Annotated in this window: 23 protein-coding genes, 1 pseudogene and 1 riboswitch; of the genes and pseudogenes, 3 read left to right on the plus strand and 21 right to left on the minus strand. The window is 64.9% G+C overall.

Annotated features, from left to right (window positions below; translation table 11 throughout):
• Nucleotides 1-68 precede the first annotated feature (68 nt).
• The 4 genes from FOM02_RS42675 to FOM02_RS42690 all read right to left on the minus strand — a co-directional run bounded on the left by FOM02_RS42675 (nt 69) and on the right by FOM02_RS42690 (nt 4,739).
• Nucleotides 69-1,511, minus strand: coding sequence for an MATE family efflux transporter (locus FOM02_RS42675; RefSeq protein WP_027564808.1), 1,443 nt, complete (start codon nt 1,509-1,511; stop codon nt 69-71).
• 350 nt (nt 1,512-1,861) lie between these two features.
• Nucleotides 1,862-2,914, minus strand: a complete 1,053-nt coding sequence (locus FOM02_RS42680; protein ID WP_265441063.1) for a hypothetical protein — start codon at nt 2,912-2,914, stop codon at nt 1,862-1,864.
• Nucleotides 2,915-3,018: 104 nt separating this feature from the next.
• Nucleotides 3,019-3,432, minus strand: coding sequence for a PAS domain-containing protein (locus FOM02_RS42685; RefSeq protein ID WP_027564810.1), 414 nt, complete (start codon nt 3,430-3,432; stop codon nt 3,019-3,021).
• Nucleotides 3,433-3,602: 170 nt separating this feature from the next.
• Nucleotides 3,603-4,739, minus strand: coding sequence for a 2'-deoxycytidine 5'-triphosphate deaminase (locus FOM02_RS42690; RefSeq protein WP_108914738.1), 1,137 nt, complete (start codon nt 4,737-4,739; stop codon nt 3,603-3,605).
• An 80-nt stretch (nt 4,740-4,819) separates the two neighbouring features.
• Nucleotides 4,820-4,899, plus strand: a riboswitch (SAM riboswitch).
• Nucleotides 4,900-4,973: 74 nt separating this feature from the next.
• On the opposite strand from FOM02_RS42690, the gene FOM02_RS42695 reads away from it, so the two are divergent.
• A complete protein-coding gene (locus FOM02_RS42695) occupies nt 4,974-6,161 on the plus strand; it encodes an O-succinylhomoserine sulfhydrylase (protein WP_027564812.1) in 1,188 nt (395 codons plus the stop codon).
• 67 nt (nt 6,162-6,228) lie between these two features.
• On the opposite strand, the pseudogene FOM02_RS42700 reads toward FOM02_RS42695, so the two are convergent.
• From FOM02_RS42700 to FOM02_RS42710, 3 genes and pseudogenes are all read right to left on the minus strand, one after another.
• Nucleotides 6,229-7,217 (minus strand): annotated as a pseudogene (locus FOM02_RS42700) (SGNH/GDSL hydrolase family protein).
• Between the two features lie 12 nt (nt 7,218-7,229).
• A complete protein-coding gene (locus FOM02_RS42705) occupies nt 7,230-8,012 on the minus strand; it encodes an SGNH/GDSL hydrolase family protein (protein WP_027564814.1) in 783 nt (260 codons plus the stop codon).
• Nucleotides 8,012-9,244 carry an OpgC domain-containing protein gene (locus tag FOM02_RS42710; RefSeq protein ID WP_027564815.1) on the minus strand — a complete coding sequence of 411 codons (1,233 nt, stop codon included), beginning with the start codon at nt 9,242-9,244 and terminating at the stop codon, nt 8,012-8,014. The genes FOM02_RS42705 and FOM02_RS42710 overlap by 1 nt, the downstream gene beginning before the upstream one ends.
• A gap of 183 nt (nt 9,245-9,427) precedes the next feature.
• Here FOM02_RS42710 and apaG point away from each other — a divergent pair, with 183 nt between their 5' ends.
• Nucleotides 9,428-9,820 (plus strand): Co2+/Mg2+ efflux protein ApaG, encoded by a 393-nt coding sequence (gene apaG, locus FOM02_RS42715; protein ID WP_027564816.1) that lies wholly within the window; start codon nt 9,428-9,430, stop codon nt 9,818-9,820.
• 129 nt (nt 9,821-9,949) lie between these two features.
• On the opposite strand, the gene FOM02_RS42720 is transcribed toward apaG, so the two are convergent.
• The 3 genes from FOM02_RS42720 to FOM02_RS42730 form a co-directional block, all read right to left on the minus strand.
• A complete protein-coding gene (locus FOM02_RS42720) occupies nt 9,950-10,957 on the minus strand; it encodes an Hsp33 family molecular chaperone (RefSeq protein ID WP_027564817.1) in 1,008 nt (335 codons plus the stop codon).
• Nucleotides 10,958-11,252: 295 nt separating this feature from the next.
• Nucleotides 11,253-12,176: an ornithine carbamoyltransferase gene (gene argF / locus FOM02_RS42725; protein WP_027564818.1), complete on the minus strand. Its 924-nt coding sequence runs from the start codon at nt 12,174-12,176 to the stop codon at nt 11,253-11,255.
• On the minus strand, nt 12,176-13,378 hold the full coding sequence (locus tag FOM02_RS42730) for an aspartate aminotransferase family protein (RefSeq protein ID WP_027564819.1): 1,203 nt from the start codon (nt 13,376-13,378) through the stop codon (nt 12,176-12,178). Before FOM02_RS42730 ends, argF begins: the two co-directional genes overlap by 1 nt.
• Before the next feature lie 454 nt (nt 13,379-13,832).
• Here FOM02_RS42730 and FOM02_RS42735 point away from each other — a divergent pair, with 454 nt between their 5' ends.
• Nucleotides 13,833-14,345, plus strand: coding sequence for a GcrA family cell cycle regulator (locus FOM02_RS42735; RefSeq protein ID WP_027564820.1), 513 nt, complete (start codon nt 13,833-13,835; stop codon nt 14,343-14,345).
• A 104-nt stretch (nt 14,346-14,449) separates the two neighbouring features.
• On the opposite strand, the gene phoB is transcribed toward FOM02_RS42735, so the two are convergent.
• The 11 genes from phoB to FOM02_RS42790 all read right to left on the minus strand — a co-directional run bounded on the left by phoB (nt 14,450) and on the right by FOM02_RS42790 (nt 24,942).
• A complete protein-coding gene (phoB, locus tag FOM02_RS42740; protein WP_008143479.1) occupies nt 14,450-15,157 on the minus strand; it encodes a phosphate regulon transcriptional regulator PhoB in 708 nt (235 codons plus the stop codon).
• 22 nt (nt 15,158-15,179) lie between these two features.
• The gene (gene phoU, locus FOM02_RS42745) at nt 15,180-15,896 is read right to left on the minus strand and encodes a phosphate signaling complex protein PhoU (protein ID WP_027564821.1); all 717 of its coding nucleotides are present in this window, start codon (nt 15,894-15,896) and stop codon (nt 15,180-15,182) included.
• Between the two features lie 11 nt (nt 15,897-15,907).
• Entirely contained in the window at nt 15,908-16,726 is an 819-nt protein-coding gene (gene pstB / locus FOM02_RS42750; protein ID WP_027564822.1) for a phosphate ABC transporter ATP-binding protein PstB, read from the minus strand.
• The gene (pstA, locus tag FOM02_RS42755; RefSeq protein ID WP_035730482.1) at nt 16,723-17,568 is read right to left on the minus strand and encodes a phosphate ABC transporter permease PstA; all 846 of its coding nucleotides are present in this window, start codon (nt 17,566-17,568) and stop codon (nt 16,723-16,725) included. Before pstA ends, pstB begins: the two co-directional genes overlap by 4 nt.
• 1 nt (nt 17,569) lies before the next feature.
• Nucleotides 17,570-18,559, minus strand: a complete 990-nt coding sequence (gene pstC, locus FOM02_RS42760) for a phosphate ABC transporter permease subunit PstC (RefSeq protein ID WP_027564823.1) — start codon at nt 18,557-18,559, stop codon at nt 17,570-17,572.
• A 166-nt stretch (nt 18,560-18,725) separates the two neighbouring features.
• Nucleotides 18,726-19,739 (minus strand): phosphate ABC transporter substrate-binding protein PstS, encoded by a 1,014-nt coding sequence (gene pstS, locus FOM02_RS42765; protein WP_027564824.1) that lies wholly within the window; start codon nt 19,737-19,739, stop codon nt 18,726-18,728.
• Nucleotides 19,740-19,883: 144 nt separating this feature from the next.
• A complete protein-coding gene (locus tag FOM02_RS42770; protein WP_027564825.1) occupies nt 19,884-21,182 on the minus strand; it encodes an ATP-binding protein in 1,299 nt (432 codons plus the stop codon).
• A gap of 33 nt (nt 21,183-21,215) precedes the next feature.
• Nucleotides 21,216-22,271: a lysylphosphatidylglycerol synthase domain-containing protein gene (locus FOM02_RS42775; RefSeq protein ID WP_027564826.1), complete on the minus strand. Its 1,056-nt coding sequence runs from the start codon at nt 22,269-22,271 to the stop codon at nt 21,216-21,218.
• Between the two features lie 615 nt (nt 22,272-22,886).
• Nucleotides 22,887-23,813 carry a haloalkane dehalogenase gene (locus FOM02_RS42780; protein WP_027564827.1) on the minus strand — a complete coding sequence of 309 codons (927 nt, stop codon included), beginning with the start codon at nt 23,811-23,813 and terminating at the stop codon, nt 22,887-22,889.
• The gene (locus FOM02_RS42785) at nt 23,810-24,400 is read right to left on the minus strand and encodes a TetR/AcrR family transcriptional regulator (protein WP_027564828.1); all 591 of its coding nucleotides are present in this window, start codon (nt 24,398-24,400) and stop codon (nt 23,810-23,812) included. The genes FOM02_RS42780 and FOM02_RS42785 overlap by 4 nt, the downstream gene beginning before the upstream one ends.
• Before the next feature lie 245 nt (nt 24,401-24,645).
• Nucleotides 24,646-24,942, minus strand: a complete 297-nt coding sequence (locus FOM02_RS42790; protein WP_027564829.1) for a hypothetical protein — start codon at nt 24,940-24,942, stop codon at nt 24,646-24,648.
• Between the last annotated feature and the right edge of the window lie 2 nt (nt 24,943-24,944).

Below are 24,944 nucleotides of genomic sequence, written 5' to 3' on the forward strand. Positions count from 1 at the left end.
GCCGTCGTTACCCGGTATTGCCAGGCGACGAATGGAAATATTCGGAAACAAAAATCCGGCTGACGCGCCTAATCCGCGGCCGACAGCACCGGCCTGATCGTCGGCTTGCTGTCGCGCGGTCCCCAGCGCGTCAGCACGACGCTGGAGCAAGAGAGCAGGCCGAGCAGGACCATCGAGCTTGCGGCCAGCCAGAAGAAGCTCTGCGCGGTGGCGTCGTGCGTCGACAGCCACCAGCCGACGGCCGAGATGTAGATCAGCCGCGCGGTCTGTGCCAGCACCGGGCCGATCACCTTCGCCGCACCTTGCGAGGAGAAATACATCGTCGTGGCAAGGCCGAAGAAGGCGTAGAACGGCCCGACCGTCGAGAGATATTGATGGCTCGCCGCGCGCACGGCCGCGCTGTCGGTGAAGATGTTGACCCAGAGGTCGGGGAAGATCGCAACCAGGCATGCCGGCGTGCCGACCGCCACGAAGGCGGCGGCACTGGCGATCCAGGCGATGCGCCGGGCTCGCGCGATGCGACCCGCGCCGATCGCCATGCCGACCATCGGCACGCAGGCGATGCCGAACGAGAATGCGATCGAGGTCAGCAAAAACTCCAGCCGCGCGCCGATGCCATAGCCGGCGAGGATCGCCGTGCCGAACTTCGCCAGCATGTGGGTGAAGATCGAGATCGTCAGCACCGATTGCAGCGGCGAGAAGCAGGCGATGGCGCCGACCTTCAGGATGTCGAAGAACATCGCCCATTGGATGCGAAGTCCGCGCAGCTTCGGTGCTATCCGGGCGCGGCCGGAGAACAGGTACCAGCCCATGATGCAGATGTTCATGGAGTAGGCGATCAGCGCGCCGGCCGCGACGCCGCGCATGCCGAGCTGCGGCACAGGGCCGAGCCCGAGGCCGAGCGTACCGCCGAGCACGATCTGCCAGGCCGCGGAGTTGAGGATGAGGAACGACGGCAGCTTCATGTTGCCGGTGCCGCGCAAAACGCCGGCCATGGTGTTGAGCAGCCAGGGCAGCACCGCGCCGCCGAAAAACACCTGCGTGTAGGCGATCGCGTGCGTCAGCACATCGCCGCGGCCGCCGAGCATTTCGAGCACCCTGGGCCCGAAGATCAGCATGCCCAGCATGAAGACGAGGCCGAAGCTGATGCCGATCAGCATCGCATGCACGGCGAGCGTGCCGGCACGCTCGCGATCGCCGGCGCCGAGCGCGCGTGCGATGGCGGAAGCCACCGCGCCGCCCATGGCGCCGCCGGACATCGTCATGGTCAGGATCACTGTCGGAAACACCAGCGCCATCGCAGCCAGCGCCTCGACGCCGAGCCGGCCGATATAGGAGGTCTCCGCGATCACCGTGCAGGTGCCGGCCGACAGCGCGATCACGTTCGGCCAGGCGAGAGAGAGCAGCGTGCGCAGGATCGGCCCGTCGGTCAGCGCGCTCTTCACGGGAGGCGGAGGCGGTGGCAGCGGGCGCTCTTGCTCATCGACCGGGATTTCGGCGATGTCGGACATGTCCTCTCCCGGGCGCAGGCGCCATTTGCGGCGCGGCAATGAACAGGTGTGCCAATCAATGACTTCGCGCGGAAGGCGCTGCGGTGGTTGTTAGCACGGCCATTGCCGATTCCTCCTGCGTCAGGTGCAGGCGTGCCCTGCGGCATCGCATTCCAGCCCGTGGAATTGCGGCTCCTCTCCCTCTCTTCTCCCTCTCCCCGTTCTTACGGGGAGAGGGTCGGGGTGAGGGGCCCCATCCGCAAGGAAGGTGACAGCTAGACTCACGGAGAGTCCCCCCTCACCCGCCGCGCTACGCGCGTCGGCCTCTCCCCGCACGCGGGGAGAGGCGAAGTGCGCGGCGGCAGCGCCGGCTATCCGATCGTCCAGACCAGCGGCGGACGTCCACCGGCGGTGGCTCGCGTCTGTACACCGATATGCCGGCCGCATCCCGCGGCGAGGCCCTCGAACAATCCTTCGAGCACCTTGGCGCAGGTCCGGTGATAATCGGCGACATCGTCCATCAGCTTCCAGCTCTGCTGGCGGATTTCGAAGCTGCCTTCGGATTGTGTGGTCTCTGTCGCATCATCCTGCGCGGCGAACAGCGCGTTCAGGAACGATGCGAAATCGCCCGCGCCACCGCGGCGCATCGACAGCGCAGCCGCGACCTCATCGAAATACTGCATGCCGATCAGCTTGCCCGTGAGATGCAGGAGATAGCCGGCATCCTCCGGCCCGAACAGCTGCACCATCACGGGAGCTGCGGTGCGCACATATTCCATCGCGTAGTTGCGATAGGCTTTTTCAAGCCGCGGCTTTGGCCAACTCGCGACAGGGAGCTCGGGCGCTGTCTTGGCATCGAACAACGGTGCCTCCAGATGCCGCGCGAAGACGAGGCGCTGATCCAGCTCGAGGGGATGGTCGTATTGATGATAGTAGCCTTCGAGCCCGTCCTGGCCATCGACGCTCTGCTTGGTGCAGACGAAGCCGAGCCTGATATCGCCGAGCGCGACGCCGTTGTTGGCGTGCCAGCCGCGCAGCATCGCGCGGCTCACCTCGCCCGGCACGCCGCAGATCGCGGTGCCCTTCCAGATCCAGCGCGGCGGCGGATAGCGGATCCAGGCCTTGGTGTCGCTCTCGTACATGTATTCGACATGCACGCCGCCGATCCAATTGGAGAGGTAGTGATATTGCGCGGCGGCCACCGCCGGCGGCAGATGATCGATCCCGAGCTTCTTGAGCCCGGGCAGGAAACGCTCCTGCTGCTGGCGACGGAACACGCGGAAGACAAACTCCGCCGCATCCGCCGTGCCGCGTCGCGTGACGACCGTGAGGATGAGACCGGTGAAATAGGCGTGATAGAGGTCTGCGACCGCGCGCCAGCGCTTCCATTGTGCGGCTTGCGCGGCATCTACTGCTGCGGTCATGTTCACTCCCGATCGTGGTTTTGATCGAGTGTGTCACTGCGACTGGTAGCAGGCAACCTGACGCTTATGCAGGACGCCCTGCGCGGCGGCCCGTCAATTCCGCATCACGAATTTTGTGCAAGCCTCGCGGCGCGCTCTCGCTCGACGCGCTCGGTGACGTCGCGTGCCATCGCCACCGATCCCTGCACCGCGCCGCCGGGATCCCGCACCAGCGCGAAGGTCATCTCGATGTAGAGCTTGCGCCCGCTCTTGTGCAGCGCGCGCGTCAGCGTCGGCTTGCCCGCAAGCTTCATCGTCCCGCTCGCGAGCGCAGCCTCAAATCCTTTCCAGTGCGCGGCGCGCAGATGTTCGGGAATGATGAGGTCGAGGTTCTGGCCGAGCGCTTCGTCCGCGGAGAAGCCGAACAGCGCGGTCGATGCGCGATTCCAGCGCGTGATCGTACCGGAGCGATCGGAATAGATCAGCGCGTCCGCGGCGTCGTTGAGGATTCTTGCGTCGAGGTGGGATTGATCGGTCATGGTGAGACCTCGCATGTCGCTGGATTTCGTTGCGCATCCTGCCACACATTCGGTGTCATCGCCCGACTTGATCGGGCGATCCAGTACTCCGAAGCGGACGTGATCAAATCGAGAGGCCGCGGCGTACTGGATGCCCCGGTCAAGCCGGGGCATGACAGCGGAGTGTGCTGCTACACCCGAAAATGCTTCGATAGTTTGAGGCCTTGCGCCTGGTAGTTGGAACCGATGCGCTGGCCGTACATCGCGTCGGGACGCGCGAGCATCTTTTCATAGACGAGACGGCCGACGATCTGGCCGTGCTCGAGGATGAACGGCACCTCGCGCGAGCGCACTTCCAGCACGGCGCGTGCGCCCTGCCCCCCAGCGCCGGCATAGCCGAAGCCGGGATCGAAAAAGCCGGCATAGTGTACGCGGAATTCGCCGACCAGCGGATCGAACGGCACCATCTCCGCGGCGTAATCCGGCGGCACCTGCACCGCTTCCTTGGAGGCGAGGATATAGAACTCGCCGGGGTCGAGGATCAGGCTACCATCAGGACGGGCCGAGATCGGCTCCCAGAAATCTTCCACCGCATAGCCGGCGCGGCGATCGACATCGACGACGCCGGTGTGGCGCTTGGCACGATAGCCGACGAAGCCGTTGGCCTTCTCGCCAGAGAGATCGACCGAGACGGCGACGCCGCCGGAGAGATCGGCATTGTCGATGTCGACGAGGCGCTCGGCAGCATGCAAGCCGTCGAGCTCGTCGGCATTGAGGATGGCGTCACCAGTGCGGAAGCGCACCTGCGACAGACGCGAGCCCTCGCGCACCAGCACCGGAAACGTCTTCGGGCTGATCTCGGCATAAAGCGGGCCGTGATAGCCGGCGCCGATCATGTCGAAGCGGCGGGTGCCGTCAGCGATGACGCGGGTGAAGACGTCGAGCCGGCCGGTCGAGCTCTTGGGGTTCGCGGCCGCGACGATCTCCGGCGGCAGCGCCAGGCTCTCGAGCAGCGGCACGATGTAGACGCAGTTGGTCTCCAGCACCGCACCGTCGGCGAGGCTGAACTCATGCAGCTTCAATTCGTCGATGCGCTCGGCGACGGTGGCGCCGGGGCCTGGCAGGAAGCTGGCGCGGACGCGATAGGCGATGTCCCCGAGGCGCAGATCGAGGCTTGCCGGCTGGATCTGGCTTTCGACGAAATCGTATTCGGGCAGGATGAGGCCTGCTTCCGCCATCGCCGCGATCATGCGGTCGGGCAGGATACCATTGGCGTCGGCGGCAACCGTAAAGCTCAACCGGGGGTCCTCATCAGGGGGCAAACGCATCCGGACATGCCGGAAATACTAGCCTTTTACGGCTATCCGATGGACGCCTTGACGGAAAGGGCATTGCGGAATATGAGCATCACTTATCCCGTGGTGATTTGAGCCGGCCGGCTTGCAGCCACGTTAAATAAGTCGCTAAACAGGCCGGGGACCTCTGTGATCCCGGCCCGTGGAGATATCCAGGCCGGTTTTTTTGTGACCGTTTTCGACGAGGCGGTCATATCGGAGGGTCCTATGTCGAAGTCGCCTGCCAACTACCGTCCCGAAACCCGCCTGGTCCATTCCGGCACCCTGCGCTCGCAATATGGCGAGACGTCGGAGGCGCTGTTTTTGACGCAAGGCTACGTCTACAACAGCGCCGAGGAGTGCGAGGCGCGGTTCAAGGGCGAGGACCCCGGCTTCATCTATTCGCGCTACTCCAACCCGACGATCGCGATGTTCGAGCGCCGCATGATCGAGCTCGAAGGCGCCGAAGCCGCCCGCTCGGCGGCAACCGGCATGGCCGCGGTGACCACGGCGATCCTGGCGCCGCTGAAGGCCGGCGATCACGTGGTGGCCTCCCGCGCCCTGTTCGGCTCGTGTCTCTACGTCATCCAGGACCTCTTGCCGCGCTACGGCATCGAGACCACGCTGGTCGACGGAGCCAATCTCGACGAGTGGCAGCGGGCCGTAAGGCCCAACACCAAGACGTTCTTCCTGGAGAGTCCGACCAACCCGACGTTAGACGTGCTCGACATTCCCGGCATCGCCGAGATCGCGCACAAGGGCGGCGCGCGGCTCGTCGTCGACAACGTGTTCGCGACGCCGATCTGGCAGAGCCCGCTCGCGCTGGGCGCCGACGTCGTCGTCTACTCCGCGACCAAGCACATCGACGGCCAGGGCCGCTGCCTTGGCGGCATCATCCTGTCGTCGGAAGCCTTCATCGCCGAGCACATCCACAATTTCATGCGCCAGACCGGCCCGTCGATCTCGCCGTTCAACGCGTGGGTTCTCCTGAAGGGCCTTGAGACGCTCGGCGTGCGCGTGCGCGCGCAGACCGATACGGCTGCGCGGATCGCAGAGGCACTGGCGAGCCATCCGAAGATTTCGCGGCTGGTCTATCCCGGTCGCGCCGATCATCCGCAGGCGGCGCTGGTGAAGAAGCAGATGCGCGGCGGCTCGACGCTGGTCGGCTTCGAGGTCAAGGGCGGCAAGGCGGCGGCGTTCCGCGTGCTCAACGAGCTCAAGCTTGCGAAGATCTCGAACAATCTCGGCGATGCCAAGAGCCTCGTCACGCATCCGGCGACCACGACGCATCAGCGCCTGAAGCCGGAAGACCGTGCCGCGCTCGGCATCAGCGAGGGATTCATCCGTTTCTCCGCAGGCCTCGAGCATGCGGACGATCTGATCGAGGATCTGACGGCGGCGCTGGAGAAGGCGTGACGGGCGAATGGCGAATAGTGAGTGGCGAATAGATCTCTATTCGCTACTCGCCATTCCCTATTCGCTTCTACATCGGCCGATACGTCCGCACGTCAGCGGGCACGTTCACGCCGATCTTGATCTGGCCGACTGAGCGGATGATATCGTCGCCGAGCAGCTGGGCGAAGCAGGCGTAGCCCCAATCGTTCATGTGCAGGCCGTCGGCGATCACGAAACTCTCGACCGGAATCGATTGGTTCTCGTGCCAGTCGCGCATCACCTCGAAGCGCGGGAAAATGCCGACGTGACGGAGCTCGGCGACCTTGCCGAGCAGCTTCACCATCTTGCCGGCGCTCTCCTTGCGCTGGTTGACGGCCGGCGAATATTGCGGATCGACCAGCACGATGTCGGCGCCGCCGGCGGCCTGGATGCGGGCGATGCCGTCCTCGACCATCTTGGCGGTGTCGCCGGGATCGAGGTTGCGCAGCACGGCGTTGGTGCCGACCTGCCAGATCACCAGATCCGGATGCACGTCGATCACCTCCTTCTGGAGGCGCTTCATCATCTCGGGCGCGTCCTCGCCGCCGACGCCGGCATTGACGACGGTGATGTCCGCGGTCGGATATTGCCGGCGCAGCTGCGCGGCGAGACGGTTCGGATAGTTGAACTCCGGGGAGCTCGCACCAAATCCCGCGGTCGACGACGAGCCGAACGCGACGATGACGACGGGCTGGCCGGCGACGAGCTTGCTTGCGACATGCGGCAGCGAGCCCATCGCCTTCGGGCCGCCCTTGTTCGCGTCCTTGGGAGGCAGGCAAGGCACGCGGCTAAGGATGTCGCCGGCGGATTTCGCGACCTGCTTCACCTTGTCGATGGCACGCGATGTGATACCGCGCTGCTCGGGTGACGTCGCGGCGACGGTGGTCTGGGCGGGCGGTGCGGAATTAGCCGATCGGGTGTCGCCTGCGCGGCTTGCGCCTGCGCGCGCGACTGCGAGGCCGGAGTCAGCAACAGCAGCGCCGCCGCCGCGGGCGCAGCCAGCGATGCCGTCAGGCAAAAAGGGCGGAAGGTACTCATTAACGCTAGTCCTCAATTCTGCTGCTGGGCCGGCCCCAGATGGGCAGCGTCGATCACGAACTGTGCCAACGCCCGGCCCAGGCAATCATGGACCTGTTTCGCCAGCTCTGGCCCGCGGGACGGGCTGAACAGGTCGAACTGCCCCTGATCATTCCACTGCCGCATGATTGCGAAACGATCGAACAGCGGGACGTCATGCTCCTGCGCCACCACCCGCATGTTGTCGAGATATGGCGGCACCGAGATCATGGTTTCGGTACGCGGGCTGTACTGCAAATTCATCAAGACGACGTCAGCCCCTGCATTTTGCAGCGCGGCAACCCCTGAGGTCACAGCGCCGCGGAAATCGTCGGGATCGATGGCTCGGATAGCATCCACGGTCCCGGTCTGCCAGATGACCAAAGTAGGCCTTTTTGCTTCCATCAGCTTAACGAAGGTCCCGGCCGCCTCCTCGGCCGTCTTCTTGCTCTGTATTTCTACGGAGACGTGCACGACCTCTGGCGGCGGCAACTTGTCCTTCAAAATGACCTGCATCCGCGCGGGATAGGAGCTGTCCTCCGAGGCCGGAATCCTGGTCGAACCGCTGCCGATGACGAGGATTTCGAGCGGTTTGCCCGTCTTAACCGCATCGGCGACCCTGGGAAGCTGGCTCTCGCTGGTGAGCAGATAGGACGGCAATTCGCAGGCTGCCGGCGCGGCAGGAGCGGCAGCAGACGCAGCATCGCCCGCGCGCGCCTGGGGCGCGGCGAGACTACCGCATAGCAGGACCAGGCTCAGGAGAACCTTCGCCTTCATCAGCCCCCTCCCGCCAGATCGGCGTTGCCGACGGCGTTTTTGGTTTTCGCACCGCTCTTGTCAGCCACGCGCTTGTACCACGAAATGACAGAGGCCACGCCCCACATGATCAGGATTCCGCAGAGACTAATCAGCGCATGCATGACCGCGCCGCCGGAGACTTCGGCCAGGACGAAATGGCCGGCAAAGGCGAGGAAGACGCCGAGGCAGAAGATCTCGAGCGAGTGCTGGCCGCACAGGATCAGCGGGCGCAGCCAGGGCGATTTCAGGCCCGGCCATTCCCGCGGCAGGAAGCGCACGGTGAGCGCGGCCAGCGCCAGGAAATGCGTGAAGCGCAGCACATCGAGGTCCGTCTTGTCGATCGGATACATCCACTGCTCGAGCCGCTTCGGCATCAAATGCGAAAGCTGCGGCACGTACCAGGTCAGCGTCACGTAGAACGCCGCAACGATATAGGCGATCGCGATCCACATCGTCACCGGCGAGGCCAGGATACGCGACATGCGCCGCGCACCTCCGAGCGCGCACCATGCGCCGAACACGAACAGCAATTGCCAGGCGAGCGGATTGAACGCCCAGAAGCCGTTCGGATAGGCGGAGAAGTAGAGATCGAATTCCCAGGTCACCGCATAGAGCACGGCCGAGAGCGCCAGCGTGACGTCGGGCTTCCACTTCATCGACCACAGGATCAGCGGCAACGCCAGCATCAGCACGATGTAGAGCGGCAGCACGTCCATGTTGACGGGGCGGAAGCGCAGCAGCAACGCCTGCACGATGGTGATGTCGGGCTGCTTGAGGAAATCCATGATCCCCATCTCTTCGGTGTAGAGCGGGTTCTCGAAGCTGGTCGCCACATAGGAGATCTCGGCGAGGAAGATCGTGAACAGGAAGACGTGGGCGACGTAGATCTGCCAGACGCGCCGCAGGATGCGCGCGGTGGCAATGACGAAGCCGCTCTCCAGCATCGCCCGGCCGTAGACGAAGGCGGCGGTGTAGCCGGAGATGAAGATGAATATCTCGGTGGCGTCGCTGAAGCCGTAATTGCGGATCGTGAACCAGGTCAGAAGGCTCGGCGGCAGATGGTCGATGAAGATCAGCCACAGCGCGAGGCCGCGGAACAGGTCGAGCCGGAGCTCGCGCTCGCCGATGGCGGGCAGCGAGATGGCCGGGGCGGCCGCGCGCGGTTTTGCGGTTCCCGCGATCGATCCCGTCACTTGGTCGGCAATGGTCATCGGGGCCTAGACACCCTTGCGCAAGTCGCGACGCATGAAGGAGTTTACAGCTCCGGCCATTATCTCGCAAAGCGGCCGGATCACATTTGGGGGTCTACTTCCTCGCGAATTCTGGCGGGACGATGTCGTGAAAACCACCTCGGGCGTTTGGTTCCGGAGCCGGATTTCGTTATGATGGCGGTCATGTACCGCGCCGTGACCCGCCAGATCGAAGTGACCGTCGAGCCGAACTTTGTTCCGGAGCAATCGTCGGCCGACCGCTCGCGCTTTTTCTGGTCCTATACCATCGTCATCACCAATTCCGGCGAGGAGACCGTGCAGCTCAAGACGCGGCACTGGATCATCACCGACGCCTCCGGCCGCCAGCAGGAGGTGAAGGGCGAGGGCGTGGTCGGCGAGCAGCCGATCCTCGCCCCCGGTGAGCGCTTCGAATACACCTCGGGCGTGCCGCTCTCGACCGCCTCCGGTTTCATGACCGGCCGCTACCAGATGGTCAGCGAAAGCGGCGAGCGTTTCGAGATCGAGGTGCCGACGTTCTCGCTGGACAGCCCGGACAGCAAGCGGGTGTTGAACTAGGGCGGTGCCGTAGGATGGGCAAAGCGAAGCGTGCCCACCAATCAACATCGCGAGTGCGGTGGCATGGTGGGCACGGCGCTTTGCGCCTTTGCCCACCCTACGGCACCGAGCACTTGACCGGCAGTACCCTTACGCGTCCTCGACGCCCGCCTCATCCGGCGTGAACTGATACACCGAGCTGCAGAACTCGCAGGTCACGACGACCTTGTCGTCCTTGACCATCGCGGCGCGATCGTCAGGCGAAAAACTCTTCAGCATGGACGCGACTGCATCGCGCGAGCAGGAGCATTGCGCCTTGAGAGACAACGGCTTGAACACGCGCACGCCGCGCTCGTGGAAGAGACGGTAGAGCAGCCGCTCGCCGGACAGCTCCGGATCGATCAGCTCGACATCCTCGACGGTCTCGATCAGAGACCGCGCCTCGACCCAGGCGTCGTCCTCGGCAATGCTGTGCACTTCGGCGCCTTCCGGGGCGTCGCCGGGATGCAGGTCGGCCTGCCGCGCGCGCTCCGGCGCTTTCGGCAGAAACTGCATCAGCATGCCGCCGGCGCGCCAGCGATGTTTGCCGCCGTCGCTACTGCGCCACTCCTCGCCGACCGCAAGGCGCACCTTGGTCGGGATCTGCTCGGAGCGCAGGAAATACTCGTGGGCGGCATCTTCCAAACTACCGCCGTCGAGCGCGACAAGGCCCTGGTAGCGGCTCATGTCGGGACCCTGGTCGATGGTCATGGCGAGATGGCCGTGGCCGAGCAGCGCGCCGGAATCCCTGGCATCACCAAGGCGCGCGGCATCGAAGCGCGCATAGGCGCGCAGGCGATCCGGCGCCTGGTAGTCGACCACCAGGAACGACACCGGACCGTCGGTCTGGGCCTGCAGGATGAAGCGGCCCTCGAATTTCAGCGCCGAGCCGAGCAGCGTCGTCAGCACGATGGCCTCGCCGAGCAGCTTGCCGACCGGCGCCGGATAATCGTGCTTGGTCAGGATCTCGTCGAGCGCGGGACCAAGCCGCACCAGGCGACCGCGCACGTCGAGCGCGTCGACCTCGTAGGGCAGCACAGCGTCATCGATCGGAACCGCTGATGGCGCGCGAACCGGGCCTTCAGGCCCGGTTTTCATGTCAGGGGATTGGAAAACCATGGCGCTTTATCTGGGGTCGGAGGGCGAAAATGGAAGGGCTGCAGAGCAGCGTGTTCCGGGAGCAGTGATCATGGCACGCGATAACGCAAATTCGATGTCGTCCCGGGGCGCGCGACTTGTCCGCCGAAGGGCGAAGGCGGAAGCGCGAGCCCGGGACCCATAACCACAGGCTGCAGTTCGGCGAAGACTGGTCAGCCTCTGCCAGCCTGCCACAAGAGAGTGACCGCGGTATGGGTCCCTGCGTTCGCAGGGACGACGATAGTGTATGAGGCGGCCGCGGCGAATTCCAACGCGCCTACTTCACCGCGTCGAAGCACCAGGCCAGAATGCCCTTCTGCGCATGCAGGCGGTTTTCCGCCTCGTCGAACACGACCGATTGCGGGCCGTCGATCACCTCATCCGTGACCTCCTCGCCGCGATGAGCCGGCAGGCAGTGCATGAACAGCGCGTCGGGCTTGGCCAGCGACATCAGCTTGGCATTGACCTGGTAAGGCTTGAGTACGTTGTGACGGTGCTCGCCTTCCTTGTCGCCCATCGACACCCAGGTGTCGGTGACAACGCAATCGGCGCCCTTTACGGCCGCCTCCGGATCGGTGCCGAGCACGATCGGCGCGTTCGTCGCCTTGATCCAGTCGCGCATCACCTTCTTCGGCGCGAGCTCCGGCGGCGTTGCGACATTGAGCTTGAACTTGAAGCGCTCGGCGGCGTGCGCCCAAGAAGCGAGAACGTTGTTGTCGTCACCGGTCCAGGCCACCGTCCGGCCCTCGATCGGGCCGCGATGCTCCTCATAGGTCATGAGATCGGCCATCACCTGGCAGGGATGCGAGCGCCGGGTCAGGCCGTTGATCACGGGCACGGTCGCATGTTGCGCAAGCTCCAGCAGCGCCTCGTGGTTGAGGATGCGGATCATGATGGCATCGACATAGCGCGACAGCACGCGCGCGGTGTCGGCGATGGTCTCGCCGCGGCCGAGCTGCATCTCGGCGCCTGTGAGCATGATCGGCTCGCCGCCGAGCTGGCGCATGGCGACGTCGAACGACACGCGGGTGCGGGTCGAGGGACGCTCGAAGATCATCGCCAGCGTCTTGCCTTCGAGCGGCTTCACCGGCTGGTGCGCCTTCTGCTTCGCCTTCATCGCGGAGGATGCGGCGAGCATGCGCTTGAGCTCCGTCAGCGGCAGCTCGTTGATGTCGAGGAAATGCTTGGGTGAACTGCTCATCAGCTTGCCGCCCGCTTGTTGCCGGCAAGGGCCGTGCAGGCGCGCTCGAGCCGCGCGACGCTATCCTCGATCTCGGTTTCGGTGACGATGAGAGGCGGCAGGAAACGCACGACATTGTCGCCGGCGCCGACCGTGAGCAATTTTTCGTTGCGCAGCGCCGCGACCAGATCGCCGGAGGGCACCACGGCCTTGATGCCGATCAGGAGCCCCTCGCCGCGCACTTCGCTGACGACGTCGGGATGACGGTCGATCACGGAGGCGAGCTTCTGCTTGAGCAGCAGCGACATCTTCTGCACGTGATCGAAGAAGCCGGGCTTGAGCATGACGTCGAGAACGGCGTTCGCAGCCGAGATCGCGAGCGGATTGCCGCCGAAGGTCGAACCGTGCGAGCCGGGCCCCATGCCGGAGGCCGCCTCTGCGGTCGCCAGCACCGCGCCGATCGGGAAGCCGCCGCCGAGCGCTTTCGCCAGCGACATCACGTCAGGCGTCACGCCGGTGCGCCGATGCGCGAACAGATCGCCGGTGCGGCCCATGCCGGTCTGCACCTCGTCAAACGCGAGCAGCAGGCCCTTCTCGTTGCAGAGCTGGCGCAACGCCTTGAGGAAGGCGGGCGGCGACGAACGCACGCCGCCCTCACCCTGGATCGGCTCGATCAGGATGCCGGCGGTCTGCGGGCCGATCGCCTTCTTCACGGCCTCGATGTCGCCATGCGGCACCTGGTCGAAGCCGTCCATCGGCGGACCGAAACCTTCGAGATATTTTGCAGATCCCGTTGCAGCCAGTGTTGCCAGCGTGCGGCCGTGGAAGGCGCCTTCGAAGGTGATGATGCGGTAGCGCTCCGGATGCCCCTTGGAGAAGTGATGATGGCGGACCAGCTTGATCACGCCCTCCAGCGCTTCGGCGCCCGAATTGCAGAAGAACACGAAGTCCGCAAAGCTCTCGCTGCACAGGCGCGCGGCGAGCTTCTCGCCGTCGGGGCTCTGGAACAGGTTCGACATGTGCCACAGCTTCGTCGCCTGCTCCTGCAACGCCTTGACCAGCGCGGGATGGGCATGGCCGAGCGCGTTCACCGCGACGCCCGAAGTGAAGTCGAGATAGCGCTCGCCATTGGTCGCGATCAGCCAGCAGCCTTCGCCGCGCTCGAAACCGAGGTCGGCCCTGGCGAAAACGGGGAGCAAATGCGGCGCGGCGCTGTTGGTCATGACGATCACTTGGATGTTGCGGACGGCTTGAGTGCATTGCGCAACGCACCATTGACCGGCCCGGAAAACGAAACGTGCCGCCTTTTAAGGGCGGCACGTGCGACTATCTTATGCCTGGTGAGACGGGTGTCAATGCCGCCCGAAAGCCCCGGGAAACGCTGAATCCGTAGTCTTGCGGTGCCGATTTTGCGGGATTTTCACCACGGAACATGTGGAAGCGAGTCGGCGGACTCTTGCGCGCGAGTCACGCCATATTGTAGCGTTTGGACTGTCAGATACGACATCTCGTGCAGCAGTTCTGATCCCAAGAGTCCTCATGTACCGGCGTAAACGTTCGGGCGCATCCTGCGTGCCCGGCGAGCCTTAAGGGATTCTGGCGGCACGGGTTTTTCAAGGCTTAGGCATTCGCTGTGAGGCCCCAGGATGGCTGGCCGGCAGCGAGGGAAAGGGTGCAATGACGGTTTTGACCTGGTCCGATGATCGCGTCGAGCAGCTGAAGAAGCTCTGGGAGGCCGGACTTTCGGCCAGCCAGATCGCGGCCGAGCTCGGCAATGTGACCCGCAATGCCGTGATCGGCAAAGTGCACAGGCTCGGCCTGTCCGGCCGCGCCAAGAGCCCCTCATCGGCAGCGCCCCGGCCGCGCAAGGCCCGCCCCGCGCAGCACATGATGCGCGTGAGCCGTCCGATCTCGCGCGGCAACACCGCACTGGCGCAGGCCTTCGAGGTCGAGGTGGAGGCCGAGCCGGTCACCTACGATAACGTGGTGCCGATGAGCCAGCGGCTGTCGCTGCTGGAGCTGAACGAGGCGACCTGCCACTGGCCGGTCGGCGATCCCTCGAGCCCGGATTTCTTCTTCTGCGGCGGCAAGGCGCTTTCCGGCCTGCCCTATTGCGCGCAGCACTCGCGCGTCGCCTACCAGCCGGCGGCGGATCGTCGCCGTGCGCCGGCAAAGCCCGGCACGCGCTGAACGCTGCTTCAAACGACATCGTCCCGGCACGCGACCGGGACGACCCGTGACATAAAAAAGCGCGCCACTTGGCGCGCTTTTATTTTGCTCGCTTGCAATCGTTCTTACGTCTGCTCCGCCTTCGCAAAGCGGTCGTCGAGCGCGTAGCCGGCGCCGCGGACAGTGCGGATCGGGTCCTGCTCACGACCGAGATTGAGCAGCTTGCGCAGGCGGCCGATATGCACGTCGACGGTGCGTTCGTCGATGTAGATGTCACGGCCCCAGACGCTGTCGAGCAGCTGCTCGCGCGAGAACACGCGGCCCGGATGCTCGAGGAAGAACTCCAGCAGGCGATATTCGGTCGGGCCGAGATCGATCGGCCGGCCCGAGCGCGCGACGCGGCGCTTGTCGCGGTCGAGCTCGATGTCGCCATAGGCGAGCACGGTGGCGAGCCGCTCCGGGCTTGCGCGCCTGAGCAGGCCCTTCACGCGCGCCAGCAGCTCCGGCACCGAGAACGGCTTGACGATGTAATCGTCGGCGCCGGTCGCAAGCCCCCGCACCCGCTCGCTCTCCTCGCCGCGCGCGGTGAGCATGATGATCGGCAGCTGCTTGGTCTCCGGGCGGGTGCGCAGCCGCCGGCACAGCTCGATGCCGGAGAGGCCCGGCAGCATCCAGTCGAGCACGATCAGGTCGGGGATGTGTTCTTTGAGACGGGTGTCGGCGTCGTCGCCGCGCATCACCGTCTCGACGTCATAGCCGTCGCCTTCGAGGTTGTAGCGAAGCAGCTCGGTGAGAGCTTCCTCGTCTTCAACCACCATAATGCGTGCGCCCATGGTGTCGTCGCTCCTTGACTCTTCAGCTATTCGGGACCGTTGTGGCAAAGGTCGTCATGTCACCCTTCGGCCGCTTGTCGGTGATCGCCTGGCCCTCGATCATGTAGAACACGGTCTCGGCGATGTTGGTGGCATGGTCACCGATGCGCTCGATGTTCTTGGCGCAGAACATCAGGTGGATGCAGAACGAGATGTTGCGCGGATCCTCCATCATGTAGGTGAGGAGCTCGCGGAACAGCGAGGTGCAGATGGCGTCGACTTCCTCGTCGCCCTTCCACACCGCCATCGCCGCCGGCAGGTCGTGCGCGGCGTAGGCGTCCAGCACCGACTTAACCTGCTGCTGCACGAGGTCGGTCATGTGCTCGAGGCCGCGGAACAGCTTGAGCGGATGGAAGTCCGTCTCCAGCGCCGCGACGCGCTTGCCCATGTTCTTGGCGAGGTCGCCGATGCGCTCGAGATCGGTCGCGACGCGCATCGCGCCGACGATTTCGCGCAGGTCCACCGCCATCGGCTGGCGACGGGCGATGGTGAGAACGGCGCGCTCCTCGATCTTCTTCTGGAGCGCGTCGATCTCGGCGTCGGTCGCGACCACGCGCTGGCCGAGCGCGACGTCGCGGCGGATCAGCGCGTCGACGGAATCGACTATCATGCGCTCGGCGAGGCCGCCCATCTCGGCGACCAGGCGCGTGAGCTCCTGGAGGTCGGTGTCGAAGGCCTTTGCGGTATGTTCAGAACCCATATCCCGTCTCCTCAGCCGAACCGGCCGGTGATGTAATCCTGCGTCCGCCGATCGCTCGGCGACGTGAAGATCTTGCTGGTGTCGTCGAACTCGATCAGCTCGCCAAGATACATGAAGGCGGTCTTGTCAGAGACGCGGGCCGCCTGCTGCATGTTGTGGGTGACGATCGCGATCGTGTAGTTCTCGGACAGCTCCTGGATCAACTCCTCGACCTTGGCGGTCGAGATCGGGTCCAGTGCCGAGCAGGGCTCGTCGAACAGGATCACCTCGGGCCGCACCGCGACGGTGCGGGCGATGCAGAGGCGCTGCTGCTGGCCGCCCGAGAGCGACAGGCCGGACGCGTTGAGCTTGTCCTTGACCTCGTTCCAGAGGGCGCCACCGCGCAGCGCCTTCTCGACGCGGTCGTCCATCTCGGACTTCGAGATCTTCTCGTAGAGGCGGATGCCGAACGCGATGTTCTCGTAGATCGTCATCGGGAACGGCGTCGGCTTCTGGAACACCATGCCAACGCGGGCGCGCAGCAGGTTGAGGTCCAGCTTGGGGTCGAGGATGTTGGTCTGGTCGAGCATCAACTGACCGGTGACGCGCTGGCCCGGATAGAGGTCGTACATCCGGTTGAAGATGCGCAGCAGGGTCGACTTGCCGCAGCCCGACGGGCCGATGAACGCCGTGACGCGGTTGGTGCCGAGCGTCAGGTTGATGTTCTTCAGCGCGTGATGCTCGCCGTAATAGAAGTTGAGGTTGCGCACCGTCACCTTGGCCGGGGCTTCGGGTAGCGGCTGCGAGCCGTGCTGAACGGGCGTACTGACGGTAACTGACATATCGCTCATTTTGCGGTCCTCTCGGCGCTCAGGATGCGCGCGCCAATGTTCAAGGCAAGCACGGTCAACGTGATCAGCAGGGCGCCGCTCCAGGCGAGCTGCTTCCAGTAGGCGTAGGGGCTCTGCACGAAGTTGTTGATGGTCACCGGCAGGTTGGCCATCGTCTTGTTCAGGCTCAGGCTGAAGAACTGGTTCGACAGCGCGGTGAAGAGCAGCGGCGCGGTCTCGCCGGCGACGCGGGCGGTGGCCAGCATCACGCCGGTGATGAGGCCCGAGCGCGCGGCGCGATAGGCGATGCGCTTGATCACCAGCGAACGCGGCAGGCCGAGCGCGGAGGCCGCCTCGCGCAATGCGTTCGGCACCAGCAGCAGCATGTCCTCAGTCGTGCGCAGCACCACCGGAATGACGATCACGGCGAGCGCGAGGCAGCCGGCGATCGCCGAGAAGCCGCGCATCGGCACCACCACAGCGCCGTAGATGAACAGGCCGATGATGATCGAGGGTGCCGACAGCAGGATGTCGTTGATGAAGCGGATCACCGAGGTCAGCTTGTCGTTGCGGCCGTACTCGGCGAGATAGGTACCGGCGAACATGCCGAGCGGCGCGCCGATGCCGACGCCGAGCACGGTCATGATCACCGAGCCGACGATGGCGTTGAGTAGGCCGCCCTCGGTCGAGCCGGGCGGCGGGGTGTTTTCGGTGAAGACCTGGAGGTTGAGCCCGGTCAGGCCGTTGTAGAACAGCGTCAGCAGGATCAGCGCGAGCCAGGTGACGCCGAAGGCGGCGGCGGCGAGGCAGAGCGCGCGGATGACGATGTCCATGCGGCGGCGGCGTGCGTAAATCGGGTTCATGTTACTTCCCCGCTTTCTTTTCGAGACGCAGCAGCATCAGGCGCGCGGCTGCGAGCACGAAGAATGTCAGCACGAACAGCAGGAGGCCGAGCAGGATCAGGCCGGACTGGTGCAGGCCGTCGCTTTCGGCGAACTCGGACGCGATCGCCGCCGAGATCGTGGTGCCCGGGGCGAAGATCGACGAGGAGATGCGGAACGAGTTGCCGATGATGAAGGTCACCGCCATGGTCTCGCCGAGCGCGCGGCCGAGCGCCAGCATGACGCCGCCGATGACGCCGACGCGGGTGTAGGGGATCACGACGCTGCGGACGACTTCCCAGGTGGTGCAGCCGACGCCGTAGGCGGCTTCCTTGAGCACCGGCGGCACCGTCTTGAACACGTCGACCGAGATCGAGGTGATGAAGGGCAGCACCATGATGGCGAGGATCAGCGAGGCGTTGAACAGGCTGAGATAAGACGGGGGACCTGCGAAGATCGCGCCGAGCACGGGGATGCCGTCGAAGATCTTGATCATGAACGGCTGGAAGGTGTTGGCCAGGAACGGGCCCAGCACGAAGAAGCCCCACATGCCGTAGATGATCGAGGGGATGCCGGCGAGCAGCTCGATCGCCATGCCGATCGGGCGGCGCGCCCATTGCGGGCAGAGCTCGGTGAGGAAGATGGCGATGCCAAGTCCGACCGGAATGGCGATCGCCATCGCGATGAACGAGGTGACGAGCGTGCCGTAGATCGGGCCGAGCGCGCCGAGCACGGGGGGATCTGCCGACGGCGCCCAGCGCTGCGTCCACAAGAAGGAGATGCCGTATTCCTTCATCGCCGGGAAGGCACCGACGATCAGCGAAACAATGATGCCGCCGAGGATCAGCAGCACGGAGATCGCGCTGAGGCGCGTGATCCAGTAGAAGGTGAGGTCACCGAGCTTGAACGCGCTCAATGCCTTGGCGCGATCATACGGTCCGGCGGCATCTACTACATTGCTCTCGACAGCCATCTCTGCCACGCCGATCCCCTGTACTGACTATACGTTTTTTTAAGTTGCTGTCGCGTGCCCCGGATGGTTCGCCATTGCGGCACCGGCCCGGAGAACGATCGTTCGCGAGAGCTCCGGACCAGCGGCGCGGCTTTCGCAGCCGCGCCGCCTTCCGGAACAGGAGAGCTTAGCTCTTGATGTCGGCCGACCAGGTCTTCTCGATCAGCTTCACGACGCTCTCGGGCATCGGGATGTAGTCGAGCTCCTCGGCCGCCTTGGCGCCGTTCTTGAACGCCCAGGCGAAGAACTTGATGGCTTCCTTCGACGCCGCCTTATCAGCCGGCTCCTTGTGCATCAGGATGAAGGTCGCCGCGGTGATCGGCCAGGACTTGTCGCCGGGCTGGTCGGTCAGGATGACGTAGTAGCCGGGAGCCTTGGCCCAGTCGGCGTTCGAAGCGGCCGCCTGGAAGGCTTCGACAGTTGGCTGAACCGGCTTGCCGGACTTGTTGACGAGACCGGTGTAGGTCAGCTTGTTCTGCTTGGCATAGGCGTACTCGACATAGCCGATCGAGTTCTTGGTCTGGCTGATGTTGCCCGACACGCCTTCGTTGCCCTTGGCGCCGACGCCGACCGGCCATTCGACCGCGGTGCCCTCACCGACCTTGCTCTTCCAGTCCGCGCTGGCCTTGGAGAGGTAGTTGGTGAAGTTGAAGGTGGTGCCCGAGCCGTCCGAGCGGCGGACCACGGTGATCGCGTCCGACGGCAGCTTCACGTTCGGATTGAGCTTCTTGATCGCGGCGTCGTCCCACTTGGTGATCTTGCCGAGATAGATGTTGGCGAGGGTCTCGCCGTCGAACACGAGCTCGCCGGCCTTGACGCCCTCGAGGTTGACGACGGGGACGATCGCGCCCATCACCATCGGCCACTGAACGAGGCCGTCCTTCTCGAGCTGCTCGGCCTTGAGCGGCGCGTCGCTGGCGCCGAAGGTCACGGTCTTGGCCTGAATCTGCTTGATACCGCCGCCGGAACCGATCGACTGATAGTTCAGACCGTTGCCGGTCTCCTTCTTGTAGGCGTCAGCCCACTTCGAATAGATCGGGAACGGGAAAGTCGCGCCGGCACCCGTGATATCGGCAGCGAACGCCGCCGTCGTCGTTGCGGCGACCAAGCCAGCAGCGACGATAGTTTTGATGAAATTCATGCTGGTCTCCATACAGGGGAGCGAAGCGCCATCCGCGCCCGATCGCGCTCCCCGCGCCGCCCCTTTAGGAGCAGTCGGCTGTGCTTTTACGAAGGTTTCGTGACAGTCGGATGACACAGTCAAACGATTGAAATCGTTTGGCTTTCAGCTCTGTGTCAGGGTCTTCACCTGGGGAAAACAGGCGGTGAAGGTGGCGCCCTGCCGGGGCACGCTTTCGATCAAAAGCCGGCCGCGGTGACGGTTAAGAATATGTTTCACCAGCGATAATCCGAGCCCGGTCCCGCCCTGCGAGCGGCTGTCGCCGACATCGACCCGGTAGAACCGCTCGGTCAGGCGCGGCAGGTGCTCGGGCGCGATGCCAGGGCCGAAATCGCGTACCAGGACCCGGATTTCCTGAGTTCCATCAGTGGCTGCCGGAACCGTCAGCGACACGATGACACGTCCGCCCGAGGCGCCGTATTTGAGCGCGTTCTCGATCAAGTTCTCGAACAGGCGCAGCAGCTCCTCCCGGTCGCCGGCGATCATCACCGGGGTCTCCGGCAGATGGGTCTCGACCTCGACCTGGCGCTCCCGCGCCAGCGGTTCCAGCCCGTCGGCGACCTGGAAGATGATCGGCAGCAGGTCGACCAGGGTGTCGGGCCGCACATGGGCCGACAATTCGACCCGCGACAGCGACAGCAGGTCGTCGATCAGGCGCGCCATGCGGGTGGCCTGGTTGTGCATGATCCCGAGGAAACGCTCGCGCGCCTTGGGATCGTCCTTGGCCTGGCCCTGGAGCGTATCGATGAAGCCGGACAGCGCGGCCAGCGGCGTGCGCAGCTCGTGGCTGGCATTGGCGACGAAGTCGGCGCGCATCTCCTCGACCCGGCGCAGCGGCGTCTGGTCGTGGAAAGTCATCAGCATGCATTTGTCGGCGCCGCCGAAGCTGGTTGGAACCGGCACCGGGGTGATGATCAGCTCCATCCAGCGGTCGACCGGGACGTGGTCGAGATAGGTCGCGCGCCGCGGCTCGGTGGTCGCGATCGACTCGCGTAGCGCTGTGATGATCTCCGGCGAGCGCAGCGCGAACTGGGCGAGCTCGTTCTTGCGCAGCGCCGGCGCGAGCTGGGCGGCTGCGGCATTGAGATGGATGACGCGGCCGGCGCGGTCGAGCAGCACCGCCGGATCGGGCATGCCGGCGACCACTGCGGCGACCGCCGCGCTTTCGACCGGGTTGACGCGGCGGGTGTCGTCGCGCGAGGCGGCATTGTCGTGCAACCGCCAGGGGATCAGCGCCGCGGCGGCGATGCAGAGGAATACGGTCGCAGCGCGCATCACCGACAATTCGCCGAGCGAGACTACCACCGACAGCGTCAGCGCTGCGGCGATCAGGATGACGGTGGAATGGCGCAGCCGGTCGGACCAGGGCTGCGCGGAGGGAGACGATGGGGCGTCGATCGCCATCGGTGCGGGCTTCTCCTAGGGGCTCGGCGCAGGTCAGGCGCCGCTGTCGCTGCGCTCTCTCACATAGGCGGCTTCACGCGCCGGGCCGGGGTCGAGCTTGAGCGCCGCCTGCTGCAAACGCTTCGATCGTGCGCCGATTATAACTTCGCGAAACGTCAGCAAGATTACAGATATGACGAAGGGGGACAGATAATAGAGGACGCGGAACAGGAGCATGCCGCCGAGGAGTTCCTCGCGGTCCATCTGCCAGAGGCCGACCAGCATGGCGGCGTCGAACACGCCGAGGCCGCCGGGCGAGTGGCTGGCAAAGCCGAGCAGGGTCGCCGAGACGAAGATCACCGCGACCACGACGAAGCCGAGATTGGGCTCGTCCGGGACCAGCACGTACATCGCGAGCGCACAGAAGCCGAGATCGACGATGCCGATCGCGATCTGGAGCAGCGTCAGCGGGCCGCCCGGCAGCACCACGGTCCAGGGTCCGCGGCCGACCACGCGCGGCTGGGTCCAGACCCAGACCACATAGGCGACGAGGGCCACGATGATCATCATCGCCAGCGTGCGGTTCAGCCAGGCCGGAAGCTGGTCGATCGAAGCGGCGGCCTCCGGATGATAGGAGATGCCGAGGCCGAGCACGGCGGCATTACCGAGCCAGAAGGTCAGGCCGGCGAGGAAGCAGATTTTTGCGACGTCGATCGCGTTCAGGCCATAGGCCGAATAGATGCGATAGCGCACCGCGCCGCCCGTGAAGACGCTGGCGCCGACATTGTGCCCGATCGAATAGCTGGTGAAGGCGGCCAGCGCGTTGACGCGATAGGGCACGTGGGAATGACCGATCGCGCGCACGGCGAACAGGTCGTAGAAGGTCAGGGTGAAATAGCCGGCGGCGACGAACAGCGCCGCCATCGCGATCTGGCGCGGCTCGGTGCTCTTGATCGCCTCGAGGACTTCGTTGAAGTCGATGCCGCGCAGCATGTGGTAGAGCACATAGCAAGCGATGCCGATGACCGCGACGCTGATCACAACTCCAAGTTTGTGCAGGATTTGCTTCTGGCGCAGAAACGACATCGCCCTGCGTATGGCTTCCAGCATCTAGACCTCGAACAACGCTTCAACGGCCGGGGTGGCCGGCGAACAGGCGGACGACGCACTGGCACTCAACGAACCCTCGCCGCCGGCTCCGGCATCGCGCATGCCCCCCGCCCCTCCACTAGCGCGTTTTGGGGCCGAGTGGAATTCAGCAATTCGAACAAAAACTCGTGCCTTCAATGTTTTAGGCACGTTGCGGACTCCGGATGCACGGTTTGGCGCTTTCGGCGGCAAGGCTCGAGGCGAATCTCCATAGCAATCCTGCGCAAGCGCCATGAAGTTTTGATGATTTCGGCCGCACAATGTTCCGTCACGCCTTAAGCCGAAATCAATCTATGGGGCGCGCCTGCCGGTTGAAAGAGGGCGAAAGGCGTACACAGATTTTCCGGCGCGCGACAGGCTGCGGAGATTGCGGGCGTGCACCGCAGCGCAACACTCTGATCCCAGGCACGCCACGACGGAGGTATGCTCCCTCCCCCGCTTGCGGGGGAGGGTTGGGGAGAGGGTATCTCCGTAATCGAGGGCCCCCAGAGGAGAAAACCCTCACCTGACGCTTCGCCACGCCAAGGCATTGCCTTGGGGCCTCTTGGAGCGGCCACCAAAGGCGGCCTGCGCCTCTCAAGCCGCGAGCTGCGGACGCATCGCCTCGATGCCGGCGATCCAGCCGGCGACGGAGCGACCGATCGCCTCGGGGTGATCTTCCTGGAGAAAGTGCAATCCCGCGCCCAGCCGGACCAGCGCGCAGTGCTTCAGCGAGGCCGCGAACCGCTCGGCGAATTCCGGCGCAACCAGCGCGCCGGGAGTGCCCGAAAACAGCAACTTTGGATAGGATGATGCGGCCAGCGCCGCATGCGCGGATTGCAGCGTCGCGTAGACATCGGCAGGCTCGCCTGCGATCGGCAGCTCGCGCGGGAAGGCGAGAACGGGCCGGCGGCTTTCCGGCGTCGGGAACGGCGCGCGATAGGGCGCCATTTCGTCCTCGCCCAGCTTGCGGACGATGCCGCCGGGCAGCACGCGCTCGACGAAGGCGTTCGCCTCGAGGATCATGGCCTCGCCCTCGCCCGGCGTCCTGAACTTGCGAAACACGGCCCGCGCCGCCTCGGCGTGATCCTGCTCCTCCGGGACATCGGTGTGGTGGAAATCCTGCCAGGTCGGCATCGGCCGGATGAACTCCATGAAGGCAAGTCCGCGCACGAGCTCAGGCCTGCGCGCGGCGAGATGGAACGCGAGCGCGGTGCCCCAGTCCTGCGCGACGAGATAGGCCGAGGAGATGCCGAGTTCGTCGATCAACGCGTCGAGATAGCGGACGTGATCGAAGAAGCGGTAGGCGATGTCGGGCTTGCCGGACTGGCCGAAGCCGATGAGGTCTGGCGCGATGCAATGCGCGACCGGCGACACCAGCGGCAAAATGTTGCGCCAGATGTGCGACGAGGTCGGATTGCCGTGCAGGAACAGCGCGACCGGCGCGCCTTCCGCGCCCGCCTCGCGATAGGCCACGTTGCTTCCCAGGACGGACGCTGTGCGGATCTCGATCTGCTTGGTCATGTCAGCTCCTTGAACACGGTTTGGAATGCGATGGTCTTGAATCGCTCGAGCGCTTTGGGATTGCGGTCGACCTTCATGCGCAGGATGGCGCCCTGCCAGGATGCGAGCAGGAAATCGGCGAGCTCCTCGGGCGCGAAATCGGAGGCGATCTCACCGCTGGTCTGGGCATCCCGGATGCAGGCGGCGAACGGCACGCGCCATTCGGCAAAAATCTCGGCAAGGCGCGCGCGCAGCAGCTCGCTGCTGCCGGTGGCCTCCAGGCTGAGGTCGCCGATCAGGCAGCCGCGGCCGTAGCCGTCGGCCTCGAGCCGGCCGCTGATGATGTCGAGATAGCGCTTCAGCCGCGCCCGCGGCGTCAGCGAGGTGTCCTCGAGCGCCTCGGCGACCAATCCCCTGGTGACGCCGAAATAGCGGTCGAGCACCTCGGAGGCGAACGCCTCCTTGGAGCGGAAATGGTTGGTGAACGACCCCTGCGGCGCGCCCGCCGCAGCGGTGACGTCGCGCACGCTGGTGCCATGATAGCCGGTCCGGAACATGACCTTCAGGCCGGCATCGAGGATGGCGTCTTTGAGCGAGGGTTTTGGCATAAGTTGAATAATACGTACGTACGTATTGATGTCAAGCGTGCTCTAAGCGCATCGTAACTTCACATCCCGATCTGACCGTTATTGTTGGATCTGGGAATTAGCCCTCGTCTGTCGCCCGATGAAGGTACGTTCCCTCCCCCCTTGTGGGAGGTAGGGAGAGGGGACTCTCCCGATCCCTCCCCGCCGAAGGGGGGAGGGAGCGAGAGAGCGGTGGCTACCTCACTCAAATGACTCGAACCAGGGCCTCAAGCCACAGGCTGGCTCCGCGACACCACGCGGTCGCGCAGCAAGGCACCGATGGTGCAGCCGACGAGATAGCAGGCGAACATGATCAGGCCGAGGTCGAGCCAGTAGCCGAAGCGGCCGGGGACGACATGCGCGAACGAGACCGCGACGAGGCCTGCGACGAGCACGGCGAGCCAGCGCGCGGTCACTTTCGAAGTGCCGTTGCCACGCTGGACCACCGAGATCCAGCCCATGCAAAAGCCGAGCAGCAGCGAACCGATCAGCCAGCCCATGTGGAATGAGACGAGATAGGGCATCG

Origin of the sequence: Bradyrhizobium sp. SEMIA (assembly GCF_014844175.1) — a bacterium.
Classification (GTDB): Bacteria; Pseudomonadota; Alphaproteobacteria; order Rhizobiales; family Xanthobacteraceae; genus Bradyrhizobium; species Bradyrhizobium arachidis.